The sequence below is a fragment of the Streptomyces sp. S07_1.15 genome (assembly GCF_020739505.1).
GTDB classification, from domain to species: Bacteria; Actinomycetota; Actinomycetes; order Streptomycetales; family Streptomycetaceae; genus Streptomyces; species Streptomyces xinghaiensis.
The window spans coordinates 1718924-1730243 of the sequence record NZ_JAJBZK010000001.1 but is presented as its reverse complement, the minus strand read 5'-3'; the positions used below and the strand labels follow the sequence as shown (position 1 = coordinate 1730243).

The following is an 11320-nucleotide window of genomic DNA, read 5'->3' as shown; positions in this document are numbered from 1 at the left end:
GGCAGGATCGGCGGCATGTCCGATCAGTCAGTCCCCGATCCCTACGACGCCCTGCTGCTCCTCTCCTTCGGCGGCCCCGAGGGGCCGGACGACGTGGTGCCCTTCCTGGAGAACGTCACCCGCGGCCGGGGCATCCCCCGCGAGCGGCTGGAGGAAGTGGGGCAGCACTACTTCCTCTTCGGGGGCGTGAGCCCCATCAACGACCAGAACCGCGAGCTGCTGGCCGCGCTCCGGAAGGACTTCGCCGAGCACGGCCTGGACCTCCCCGTGTACTGGGGCAACCGCAACTGGGCGCCCTATCTCACGGACACCCTGCGGGAGATGGCCGCCGCCGGGCACCGCCGCGTCCTCACGCTGGCCACCAGCGCCTACGCCTCCTACTCGGGCTGCCGGCAGTACCGCGAGAACCTCGCCGCGTCGCTCGCGGCCCTGGAGGCCGAGGGCCTGCCCCTGCCGCGGATCGACAAGCTCCGGCACTACTTCAACCACCCGGGCTTCGTCGAGCCCGTGGCCGAGGCGGCGCTCACGGCGCTCGCCGGGCTGCCGGAGGAGGTGCGGGAGGGCGCCCATCTGGCGTTCACCACCCACTCCATCCCCACGGCCTCGGCCGACACCTCCGGCCCGCCGGAGGGCCACGGCGACGGCGGCGCGTACGTCGCGCAGCACCTGGACGTCGCCCGGCTGATCGCGGAGGCGGTGCGGGGATCGGACGGGGTCGAGCGGCCGTGGCGGCTCGTCTACCAGTCGCGCAGCGGCGCCCCGCACATCCCCTGGCTGGAGCCGGACATCTGCGACCACCTGGAGGAGCTGCACGGCGCGGGCGCGCCCGCCGTCGTCATGGTGCCCATCGGCTTCGTCTCCGACCACATGGAGGTCATCTACGACCTCGACACGGAGGCCATGGCGAAGGCCACCGCGCTGGACCTGCCGGTGGCCCGGGCCGGCACGGTCGGCGCCGACCCGCGCTTCGTGGCCGGCATCCGGGAGCTGGTCCTGGAGCGCGCGGCCGCCGAGCGCGGCGAGGAGGTGCGCCGCCGCGCGCTGGGCGACCTCGGCCCGAGCCACGACGTCTGCCCGGTGGGCTGCTGCCCCGGCCGGACGCCGAAGCCGGCCGCGGCCGGCGCGGACGACCCGTACGCGGGAGCCGCGCGATGAGCGCCCGGGACACGGACCTCGAAGCCCTGGGCCGGGAGCTGCTGCCGATCGCCCTGGAGGCCGCCGAGCGCGCCGGGACGCTGCTGCGCGACAGCCGCCCGGAGGACCTCGGGGTGGCCGCGACCAAGACCAGCGCCATCGACGTCGTCACCGAGATGGACATCGCCTCGGAGAAGCTGATCAAGGACTTCCTCGCGGAGCGGCGGCCGGACGACGGGCTCCTCGGCGAGGAGGGCGCGGACACCGCGGGCCGCAGCGGCGTCCGCTGGATAGTCGACCCCATCGACGGCACGGTCAACTACCTCTACGGGCGGCCCGACTGGGCGGTGAGCATCGCCGCCGAGGCCGGCGGCGAGACGGTGGCCGGCGTGGTGGCGGCGCCGGTGCGGGGCGAGACGTCCCGGGCCGTGCTGGGCGGGGGAGCGTACCGGGGGGAGCGGCGGCTGCGCTGCAATCCCGCGCCGCCGCTGGACCGGGCCCTCATCGGCACCGGCTTCGGCTATGTCCGCGAGCGCAAGATCGGGCAGGCAGCGGTGCTCCGCGCGCTGGTGCCGGAGCTGCGGGACATCCGGCGCTCCGGGTCCGCCGCGATCGACCTCTGCGATGTGGCGGCGGGCCGGCTCGACGGCTACTACGAGCGCGGGCTGAACCCGTGGGACTACGCCGCGGGCGAGCTGATCGCCCGGGAGGCCGGCGCGGTCACCGGCGGCCGGCCCGGGGAGCCGCTCTCCGGTGAGCTGGCCGTGGCCGCCCCGCCGGGGCTCTTCGAGGCGCTGCGCGGCCGGCTGGAGGAGCTCGGCGCCTGGCACGACGACCACCCCGCGGGCTGAGCCGGGCCGCACCCCGGAAACGTCGCGCCCCGGAAACGGACGGAGGGCGCCCCGGTACCGGGTGAACGGTACCGGGGCGCCCTCCGTACGTGACCGGGGCCGGCTCAGGCGGTCAGGGCGCCGATCTCCACGCCGTGCTCGGCTGCGAGGCGGCGAAGATCGTCCAGCTCCGCCAGCTCCACCTCCACGAGGAAGTCGTCGCCCGTCTCCCGAGCGCGCGTCAGGTCGGACTCGGTGCTCTCTATACGCTGCAGAAGTCCTGCGGTGAACGCGTCCATGGTTGCGCCCCCTCGTCGTGGGTCGATGGCACGGGGGTGTGCCGACGGCGGGTTGATCACGCACCGCTTCTCTGCGGGGGACAGCAGGCCGTGGCATGCCACGTACAGGGCGTGATCTCGGATGTGCATTCGTCCTCCCCAACCCGGACCTCAGAGAAACCTCAAACGCGATAAGAATCCTGATTCTCCCGATCCGGTGATCCTCTTACCGCCGGTTTACGGGCGGCCGGGGCAGGATGGGGAGGATGTCCGAACAGCGTCCGGCCTGATCACGGGCCGCGGACCAGGGAAAGGGAGCGTGCCGTGCGCGTACTCGTCGTCGAGGACGAGCAGCTGCTCGCCGATGCGGTGGCCACCGGGCTGCGCCGGGAGGCCATGGCCGTCGACGTCGTGTACGACGGGGCCGCCGCCCAGGAGCGGGTCGACGTCAACGAGTACGACGTGGTCGTCCTCGACCGCGATCTGCCGCTGGTGCACGGGGACGACGTCTGTCGGCACATCGTGGAGCTCGGGCTGCCGACCCGGGTGCTGATGCTCACCGCCTCCGGCGACGTCAGCGACCGCGTCGAGGGCCTGGAGATCGGTGCCGACGACTACCTCCCCAAGCCGTTCGCCTTCAGCGAACTCACCGCCCGGGTGCGGGCCCTCGGGCGCCGTACGACCGCACCGCTGCCCCCCGTCCTGGAGCGCGCCGGCATCCGGCTCGACCCGAACCGCCGGGAGGTCTTCCGGGACGGCCGGCAGGTGCAGCTGGCGCCGAAGGAGTTCGCGGTGCTGGACGTGCTGATGCGGGCCGAGGGGTCCGTGGTCTCGGCCGAGCAGCTGCTGGAGAAGGCCTGGGACGAGAACACCGACCCCTTCACCAACGTGGTCCGGGTCACGGTGATGACCCTCCGCCGCAAGCTCGGCGAGCCGCCCGTGATCATCACGGTCCCCGGCTCCGGCTACCGGGTCTGAGCGGCCGTGGCCGGCACACCCGCGCCCCCCGCGGCGCCCCCCAAGCCCACCTGGGACCCCCAGACGGCGCCCGGGGGCCCGCGTCCCTGGCTCCGTCCGACGATCCGGATCCGGCTCACGCTGCTCTACGGCGGCATGTTCCTGATCGCCGGCATCGTGCTGCTCTCGATCATCTATCTGCTGGCCGCCGAGGCGCTGGACAAGGGCAACGCCCTGCCGTTCAAGCTGCTGGAGGGCAGCTTCCGGCCGACGAGCAGCACCTGCCCGAACCTCACCGACCGCTTCTTCGAGAACCACGAGGAGTTCAACGCCGCGCTGGAGGTCTGCATGGACCACCAGCGGCAGCTGGCGCTGGACAACCTGCTGCGGCGCTCGCTGCTGGCCCTGCTCGGCCTCAGCGTGGCCGCGTTCGCCTTCGGCTACGCCATGGCGGGCCGGGTGCTCTCGCCGCTGGGCCGGATCACCCGCACCGCGCGCCGGGTGGTCGGCTCCGACCTGTCCCGCCGGATCGAACTGGACGGCCCGGACGACGAGTTGAAGGAGCTGGCGGACACCTTCGACGAGATGCTGAACCGGCTGGACCGGGCGTTCGACGCCCAGCGACGCTTCGTCGCCAACGCCTCCCACGAGCTGCGCACCCCGCTGGCGATCAACCGCACCCTGCTGGAGGTCCAGCTCTCCGACCCGGAGGCGGGGCCGGAGCTCACCCAGCTCGGCAAGACGCTGCTGGCCACCAACGAGCGCAGTGAGCAGCTCGTCGAGGGACTGCTGCTGCTGGCGCGGAGCGAGAACGAGATCGTCGACCGCAAGCCGGTGGACCTGGCGGAGGTCGCCTCGCAGGCGGTGGAGCAGGTCCGCGAGGAGGCCCGGGGCAAGGGCGTGGAGCTGCGGGGCGAGCGGCGGCTCGCGGTCGTCCTGGGCAACGGTGTGCTGCTGGAGCGCGTCGCCCTCAATCTGCTGCAGAACGCGGTGCGGTACAACGTGCCCGACGGCTGGGTGGAGATCTCCACCGGGCAGTGGGAGGGCGGGGCGTCCCTGGTGGTCTCGAACTCCGGTCCGGTGGTCCCGGCGTACGAGCTGGAGAACATCTTCGAGCCCTTCCGCAGGCTGCGCTCCGAGCGCACCGGCAGCGACAAGGGCGTGGGGCTCGGGCTGTCGATCGTGCGCTCGGTGGTCCGCGCGCACGGCGGCCACGTCAGCGCGGAGCCGCGGGAGGGCGGTGGTCTCGTGATGCGGGTCACCCTCCCCGTCTGAGATGCTGGCCGTGGTTCGCTTTGGGCGGAAATTCCCGGGACGGTCCCGGGTCTCCCACTGTGGAATCGCTCACAATCGCGATTTTCGGCCCCTTGACGCTCCGTGACCGCACAGGTCCCCGGAAAGCCGGGAAAATGCGGGTTTTCGAGACCCTTGATCACGGGAAGTACACGGGATGGCCCCGCGCGGCGCGGGAACACGACCGTGTACGGTCCCCTTCGCCATCCAACGTGCTCGCCCCTTCAGGGGGGCGGTTGGGTGTCGATTGAGTAACAGACCTTGATGTGAGGCAAAATCTCCGCCTCAGGTCGGGCACAAGACCGGCCCCTCACGCGTTACGAGCGCTGAGACACCAGCAGACACCCAGAGGGGGAGAGCGACATGGCGACGGACTACGACACCCCACGCAAGACCGATGACGAGCTCAACGAGGACAGCCTCGAAGAGCTCAAGGCCCGGCGCAACGACAAGTCCACGTCCAGTGTGGACGTGGACGAGTTCGAGCAGGCCGAGGGCCTGGAGCTGCCCGGTGCGGACCTCTCCAACGAGGAGCTGTCCGTCCGTGTCCTGCCCCGGCAGGCCGACGAGTTCACCTGCATGAGCTGCTTCCTCGTGCACCACCGGAGCCAGCTGGCCGCCGAGAAGAACGGCCAGCCGGTCTGCCGCGACTGCGCGGCCTGAGGCCGGGACGGCCGTGACAGGCTCCACGCCGTCCCGCAGACGTCGCATCCGGCGGCAGGGCTCTCCGGGTTCCCGGGAGGAACACGCGGGCCGTGAGGCCCCCGTGGGCGGCGCTCAGGCGCCCGCGGAACAGGACGCCCTGCCGGCGGACCCCGCCGGACGCCCCGACCAGGCGCCCGGCACCGCCCTGTCCCCGCGCCCGGAGCGGGGCCGCACGGCCTCGCTGGTGGCGGCGGCCGGACGGGGAGCGGCACGCGGCGGGCGCGGCCTCCGCGGCGGCCTCGCGCTCGTCTCCGACCGCATCATCGACACCGCACCGCGCGTCCCGGTCCGCGATCTGGCGGCGCTCCGCAGGCATTTCCCCGGGCTCGACGCCGAGGAACTGGCCGACAAGCTGGTGGCCGGAGCGGTCCGGGCCTCCTCCGCGGTCGGCGCGAGCGTGGGCGCGGCGGCCATGCTCCCGGCCCCGCCCGCGATGCCGGCCGAGCTGGCCGCCGAGATCGTCGGCGTCGCCTCCGTCGAGTACAAGCTCATCGCCGAGCTCCACGAGGTCTACGGCATCCGCGCCCCCGGTAACGCCACGCAGCGCGCCTACGCCTACCTCTCCGCGTGGACCGAGCAGCGCGGGATCGATGTCGCCGCGACGGCCGACGTCAGCTCCCTGCTCGGCGCCCAGATGCGCCGGCGGCTGCGGAACCAGATCCTCAAGCGCACCGTGCGCAACTTCCCCACCCTGGTCCCGTTCATGATCGGCGCCGCCGCCGGAGCCGTGATGAACCGGCGCGAGACGGCCGCGCTCGCCGCGAAGATCCGCCGGGACCTGCGCCGGCGCCAGGTCCCCTGGGACCAGCTCCCTCCCGGGCCGGACCCGGAGCCCGGCAGCCCGAAGTCCCTCCAGGGGCCGGACGGCGGGAGCCCGGAGGACGGCACCGCCCCCGGCGACGGCCCCCCGGACACCGCCGGCTGAGACCCGGCCCGCCCGGCATCCCGTCGGCGGACCGCCCGGCCCCGGCCCCGTCTCCGGCCCCGTCTCCGGGCGTCAGGACCGGACGGCCGCGAGCGCCGCGGCCAGCCCCTCCGGATTCCGGGTCGACAGATAGACGTACGGCGTGGGGTCGGCCGGGTCCGTGATCTCCACCCGCAGCGCCGTCGGGATGTAGCTGCGCAGCAGCATGAACGCGCGCGGATCGGCCTTGTGCGTGCGCCAGGCCGCCGCCTCCGCCCGGTCCAGCACCTCGGCCTCGCCCAGGGCCTCCACCGGGATCCGCGCGTCACCGGCGACCAGCGAGCCCGCGACCACCCGGATCCGCGCCGAGCCGTACGCGCTCACCGCCGCCGCCCCGAGCGCCCCGCCGGCGATCAGCGCGCCGAGCACCGCCAGGATGCCGAAGGGCGCCGCGGTCAGCGCGCAGAAGAGCCCGGCGGCGACGGCGGCGGCCCACCAGGAGGCGGGCGCGGTGAGGCGTTCCTCGTACGACTGCATGCTCCCAGCTTGGCACGCCCGCGCCGGGCCGTGACCGGCGCGGGTAGGGTCTGCACTCGTGAGTGGACCAACGACATCGCTGACGCCCCCGGCCGACGCCCGCCGGCCGGTGCGGCACCCCGACGCCCCCGCGCCCGGAGAGCTCCTCGGCTCCCATTACGACCGGTGCTTCGGCTGCGGCGGCGAACAGGCGCACGGGCTGCACCTGGAGACGCGCGCCGGCGAGGGCGTGGGCGTCACCGCCGTCTTCACCGTCAAGGAGGCCCACCAGGGCGCCCCGGGCCTGGCCCACGGCGGTGTGCTGGCCACGGCGCTCGACGAGACGCTCGGCGGGCTGAGCTGGCTGCTGCGCACCATCGCGGTGACCGGCCGGCTGGAGACCGACTATGTCCGCCCGGTGCCGGTGGGCACCGAGCTGCATCTGGCGGCGGAGGTGACCGCGGTGCACGGCCGCAAGATCTACGGCACCGCCACCGGCCGCATCGGCGGCCCGGACGGGCCCGTCGCGGTCCGCGCGGCCGCGCTGTTCGTGGAGGTGAAGGTGGACCACTTCATCGAGAACGGCCGGGACGAGGAGATCCGGTCGGCGATGTCCGACCCGGACCAGATCAAGGTCGCCCGCGCCTTCGAGGTGAACCCGTGAACCGCCCGCCGGTGGACGTGCTGCTGCGGCGGCTCGACCCCGGGGTGCCGGTCCCCTCGTACGGGCACCCCGGCGACGCGGGGCTGGACCTCGTCACCACCGAGGCCGCCGAACTCGCCCCCGGGGAGCGGACGGTGCTGCCCACCGGGGTGGCGATCGCCCTCCCCGACGGCTACGCGGCGTTCGTCCACCCGCGCTCCGGGCTCGCCGCCCGCTGCGGCGTCGCCCTCGTGAATGCGCCCGGCACCGTCGATGCCGGGTACCGTGGGGAGATCAAGGTGACCGTGGTCAATCTGGACCCGCGCGAGACCGTGCGGTTCGAGAGATTCGACCGGGTCGCCCAGCTGGTCGTCCAGCGGGTCGAGAAGGTGAGCTTCCACGAGGTCGCGGAGCTGCCCGGCTCGGCGCGGGGCGCGGACGGCTTCGGGTCGACCGGTGGCCACGCCGCGATGGACGGCCCCGCCGGGGGACATGATTACGCTTCGGTCGTGAACGACCGGGAAGGACAGTGACGTGTTCGGACGTCGTCGCAAGGGACGCGCAGACGCTGAGAACACCGCGGGCAGGGACGGTGCGGACACGGCCGCATCCGGGCCGGGCGGCGAGGAGCCGGAGGCCGCGGAGGAGACCGGGCAGCACAGAGTGAACCTGCCGCCGGCCCCCCGCCCCGACGGGCCCTGGGACATCTCCGAGGTGAGCAGGCCCGCCGAGGGCCGTGTCGACCTCGGCGGGATCTTCGTACCCGGGGTCGAGGGCATGGAGCTGCGGGTCGAGGTCGCCGGTGACTCGATCGTCGCCGCCACCGTCGTCCTGCGGGACAGCGCCATCCAGCTCCAGGCCTTCGCCGCCCCCAAGCGCGAGGGCATCTGGGGCGAGGTGCGCGAGGAGATCGCCGGCGGAATCACCCAGCAGGGCGGTGTCGTCGACGAGGTCGAGGGCCCGCTGGGCTGGGAGCTCCGCGCCCAGGTGCCCGTCCAGCTTCCGGACGGCAAGAACGGCGTGCAGCTGGTGCGCTTCGTGGGCGTCGACGGCCCGCGCTGGTTCCTGCGCGGCGTGATCTCCGGCCAGGGCGCGGTCCAGCCGCAGGCCGCCGGGCTGCTGGAGCAGATCTTCCGGGACACCGTGGTCGTCCGCGGCGAGCAGCCGATGGCGCCGCGCGACCCGATCGTCCTCAAGCTGCCGGACGACGCCCAGATGGTGCCGGACGGCGTCCAGCAGGACGAGGCCGACTCCCCGCAGGGCTCCCGTTTCGCGGGCGGCGCCGACCGCCTGGCCCGCGGCCCGGAGATCACCGAGATCCGCTGACGGACCCGGGACGGCGGGGAGCCGCGCCGACGCCGTCAGGGCGTGCCTCCCGCCTCCGGTCCGCCCGTACCGCCCCGGCCGGGGGATCCCCCGGCCGGGGCGGGTGCGTTCCGCACGGCCCCGGGCCGCGGTTGTTCCCGCCGCGGGTGCCGGAGCGGCCTCCGGAGCCGACAGAATGGGGCCATGGGACGGGGCAAGCTCAGGATCTACCTCGGGGCCGCACCGGGGGTCGGCAAGACCTACGCGATGCTCTCCGAGGCGCACCGGCGCGCCGAGCGGGGCACCGACGTCGTCGTGGCGCTCGCCGAACCGCACGGCCGGCGGCGCACCGCCGCGCTGCTGGACGGGCTGGAGCGGATACCCCGCCGGGAGCCGGAGGGCGGCGCCGGGGCGGGCGCGGGCGAGATGGACGTGGCGGCCGTGCTGGAGCGGCGGCCCGCCGTCGCCGTCGTGGACGAACTCGCCCACACCAACGCGCCCGGTTCGCGGAACCCCAAGCGGTGGAAGGACGTCGAGGAACTGCTGCGGGCCGGGATCGACGTGATCTCCACCGTGAACATCCAGCATCTGGAGTCGCTGGGCGACGTGGTGGAGTCCATCACCGGCGTCCGGCAGCACGAGACGGTGCCGGACGAGGTGGTGCGCCGGGCCGACCAGATCGAGCTGGTCGACATGTCGCCCGAGGCGCTGCGCCGGCGGATGGCCCACGGCAACATCTACGCCCCCGACAAGGTCGACGCGGCCCTCTCCAACTACTTCCGCCCCGGCAACCTCACCGCCCTGCGCGAACTGGCGCTGCTGTGGACCGCCGACCGGGTCGACGAGTACCTGCAGCAGTACCGGAGCGAGCACCGCATCCGCTCCACCTGGCAGGCCCGCGAGCGGATCGTCGTCGGGCTCACCGGCGGCCCCGAGGGCCGTACGCTGCTGCGCCGCGCGGCGCGGGTGGCGGCGCGCGGCTCCGGCGGGGAGATCCTCGCCGTGCACATCTCGCCGAGCACCGGGCTGGCCTACCCCTCGCCGAAGGAACTGGCCGGCCAGCGCACGCTGGTGGAGGACCTCGGCGGCACCTTCCACCACGTGATCGGCGACGCGGTGCCGGCCGCCCTGCTGGATTTCGCCCGCGGGGTCAACGCCACCCAGATCCTGCTGGGTTCGAGCCGCCGCAAACCCTGGCAGTACGTCTTCGGGCCGGGCGTCGGCGCGACGGTCGCCCGGGAGTCGGGCCTCGACCTCGACGTGCACATCGTGACCCACGAGGAGGCCGCCAAGGGGCGCGGGCTGCCGGTGCCGCGCGGGGTGCCGCTCGGCCGCTCCCGGAGCCTGGCGGGCTGGCTGGCGGGGATCGCCGGGCCGGTGCTGCTCACCGTGGCCCTCACGGCCCAGCACCCGCGGCCGGAGTTCGCCAACGACGTCCTGCTGTACCTGTTCCTCACGGTGCTGGCGGCGCTGCTGGGCGGGCTGCTCCCGGCGCTGGCCGCGGCCACCATCGGCACCGTGCTGCTCAACTACTTCTTCACCCCGCCCGTCCGCACGCTGACCGTCGCCGATCCCGGCAACGTCGTCTCCATGGTGGTCTTCTTCGCGGTCGCCGTCTCCGTCGCCTCGGTCGTCGACCTCGCCGCCCGGCGCACCCAGCAGGCGGCGCGGCTGCGCGCGGAGTCGCAGATCCTGTCCTTCCTGGCGGGCGGGGTGCTGCGCGGCGAGGCCGGCCTGGAGCCGCTGCTGGAGCGGGTCCGGGAGACCTTCGGCATGGACTCGGTGGCCCTGCTGGAGCGGGAGAGCGACGTCGAGCCGTGGCGCCGGGCCGGCGGCGTGGGGCCGGCCCCGGCGGCCTGCCCGGAGGACGCCGACGTCGACATGCCGGTCGGGGACCACATGATGCTGGCGCTGTGCGGCCGGGTGCTGCCCGCCGCGGACCGCCGGGTGCTCTCCGCCTTCGCGGCGCAGGCCGTGGCGGTACGGGACCGGGAGCGGCTGGTCGGCGAGGCGGAGCAGGCGCGGGAGCTGGCGGAGGGCAACCGGATCCGCACCGCTCTGCTCGCCGCCGTCTCGCACGATCTGCGCACCCCCCTCGCCGGGATCAAGGCGGCCGTCACCTCGCTCCGCTCCGAGGACGTGTGCTGGTCGGAGGAGGACGAGCGGGAACTGCTGGCGGGCATCGAGGACGGCGCGGACCGGCTCGACCACCTGGTGGGCAATCTGCTGGACATGTCCCGGCTGCAGACCGGCACCGTCACCCCGCTGATCCGCGACGCCGACCTCGACGAGGTGGTGCCGGTGGCCCTCGGCGGGGTCCCCGACGGCAGCGTGGTGCTGGACATCCCCGAGGTGCTGCCGATGGCCGCCGTGGACCCCGGGCTGCTGGAGCGGGCGGTGGCGAACATCGTGGAGAACGCGGTCAAGTACAGCCCCGAGGGGGTGCCGGTGCTGGTCGCGGCGAGCGCGCTGGGGGAGCGGGTGGAGATCCGGGTGGTGGACCGGGGGCCGGGGGTGCCGGACACCGGGAAGGAACGGATATTTGAACCCTTCCAGCGGTACGGCGACGCCCCGCGGGGCGCCGGGGTGGGCCTCGGCCTCGCCGTCGCCCGCGGCTTCGCCGAGGCGATGGGCGGCACGCTCGCCGCGGAGGACACCCCCGGCGGCGGCATGACGATGGTGCTCACGGTGCGGGCCGCGGGCGGCCGTCCGCCGTGCCGTCCGGACCTGCCCGCGACGGTGACCTCGTGAACCC

The 11320-nt window shown here is 74.2% G+C and carries 12 protein-coding genes; 10 read left to right on the top strand and 2 right to left on the bottom strand.

Going from position 1 to position 11320, the window contains the following annotated elements; translation table 11 throughout:
• Positions 1–15: 15 nt before the first annotated feature.
• Both LIX60_RS07350 and LIX60_RS07345 read left to right on the top strand, forming a co-directional pair.
• Positions 16–1155, top strand: coding sequence for a ferrochelatase (locus tag LIX60_RS07350; protein WP_095756757.1), 1140 nt, complete (start codon positions 16–18; stop codon positions 1153–1155).
• Positions 1152–1985, top strand: coding sequence for an inositol monophosphatase family protein (locus LIX60_RS07345; protein WP_227957739.1), 834 nt, complete (start codon positions 1152–1154; stop codon positions 1983–1985). The genes LIX60_RS07350 and LIX60_RS07345 overlap by 4 nt, the downstream gene beginning before the upstream one ends.
• A gap of 104 nt (positions 1986–2089) precedes the next feature.
• Here the strand turns inward: LIX60_RS07345 and LIX60_RS07340 are convergent, their stop codons facing one another.
• The gene (locus tag LIX60_RS07340; RefSeq protein WP_125621609.1) at positions 2090–2392 is read right to left on the bottom strand and encodes a hypothetical protein; all 303 of its coding nucleotides are present in this window, start codon (positions 2390–2392) and stop codon (positions 2090–2092) included.
• A gap of 174 nt (positions 2393–2566) precedes the next feature.
• Between LIX60_RS07340 and LIX60_RS07335 the strand changes: the two genes are divergently transcribed.
• From LIX60_RS07335 to LIX60_RS07320, 4 genes are all read left to right on the top strand, one after another.
• On the top strand, positions 2567–3220 hold the full coding sequence (locus tag LIX60_RS07335) for a response regulator transcription factor (RefSeq protein WP_227957738.1): 654 nt from the start codon (positions 2567–2569) through the stop codon (positions 3218–3220).
• 6 nt (positions 3221–3226) lie between these two features.
• Entirely contained in the window at positions 3227–4474 is a 1248-nt protein-coding gene (locus LIX60_RS07330) for a HAMP domain-containing sensor histidine kinase (protein ID WP_227957737.1), read from the top strand.
• A gap of 381 nt (positions 4475–4855) precedes the next feature.
• Positions 4856–5155, top strand: a complete 300-nt coding sequence (locus LIX60_RS07325) for a DUF4193 domain-containing protein (protein ID WP_019709681.1) — start codon at positions 4856–4858, stop codon at positions 5153–5155.
• 13 nt (positions 5156–5168) lie between these two features.
• A complete protein-coding gene (locus LIX60_RS07320; RefSeq protein ID WP_374117820.1) occupies positions 5169–6122 on the top strand; it encodes a hypothetical protein in 954 nt (317 codons plus the stop codon).
• A 72-nt stretch (positions 6123–6194) separates the two neighbouring features.
• On the opposite strand, the gene LIX60_RS07315 is transcribed toward LIX60_RS07320, so the two are convergent.
• Entirely contained in the window at positions 6195–6638 is a 444-nt protein-coding gene (locus LIX60_RS07315) for a DUF3093 domain-containing protein (protein ID WP_227957735.1), read from the bottom strand.
• A 58-nt stretch (positions 6639–6696) separates the two neighbouring features.
• Here LIX60_RS07315 and LIX60_RS07310 point away from each other — a divergent pair, with 58 nt between their 5' ends.
• The 4 genes from LIX60_RS07310 to LIX60_RS07295 all read left to right on the top strand — a co-directional run bounded on the left by LIX60_RS07310 (position 6697) and on the right by LIX60_RS07295 (position 11316).
• Positions 6697–7281: a PaaI family thioesterase gene (locus tag LIX60_RS07310; protein ID WP_227957734.1), complete on the top strand. Its 585-nt coding sequence runs from the start codon at positions 6697–6699 to the stop codon at positions 7279–7281.
• Positions 7278–7793, top strand: coding sequence for a dUTP diphosphatase (gene dut, locus LIX60_RS07305; protein WP_227957733.1), 516 nt, complete (start codon positions 7278–7280; stop codon positions 7791–7793). Before LIX60_RS07310 ends, dut begins: the two co-directional genes overlap by 4 nt.
• A gap of 1 nt (position 7794) precedes the next feature.
• Positions 7795–8586, top strand: a complete 792-nt coding sequence (locus LIX60_RS07300; protein WP_043460735.1) for a DUF3710 domain-containing protein — start codon at positions 7795–7797, stop codon at positions 8584–8586.
• Between the two features lie 183 nt (positions 8587–8769).
• Positions 8770–11316, top strand: a complete 2547-nt coding sequence (locus LIX60_RS07295) for a DUF4118 domain-containing protein (protein ID WP_227957732.1) — start codon at positions 8770–8772, stop codon at positions 11314–11316.
• The last annotated feature ends 4 nt before the right edge of the window (positions 11317–11320 follow it).

What these genes read in the sequence shown, in the direction of transcription:
- LIX60_RS07325 (WP_019709681.1), top strand. Translation starts at nt 4,856, where the DNA reads ATGGCGACGGACTACGACACCCCACGCAAGACCGATGACGAGCTCAAC.
- LIX60_RS07350 (WP_095756757.1), top strand. Translation starts at nt 16, where the DNA reads ATGTCCGATCAGTCAGTCCCCGATCCCTACGACGCCCTGCTGCTCCTC.
- LIX60_RS07340 (WP_125621609.1), bottom strand. Translation starts at nt 2,392, where the DNA reads ATGCACATCCGAGATCACGCCCTGTACGTGGCATGCCACGGCCTGCTG.
- LIX60_RS07315 (WP_227957735.1), bottom strand. Translation starts at nt 6,638, where the DNA reads ATGCAGTCGTACGAGGAACGCCTCACCGCGCCCGCCTCCTGGTGGGCC.
- LIX60_RS07345 (WP_227957739.1), top strand. Translation starts at nt 1,152, where the DNA reads ATGAGCGCCCGGGACACGGACCTCGAAGCCCTGGGCCGGGAGCTGCTG.
- LIX60_RS07295 (WP_227957732.1), top strand. Translation starts at nt 8,770, where the DNA reads ATGGGACGGGGCAAGCTCAGGATCTACCTCGGGGCCGCACCGGGGGTC.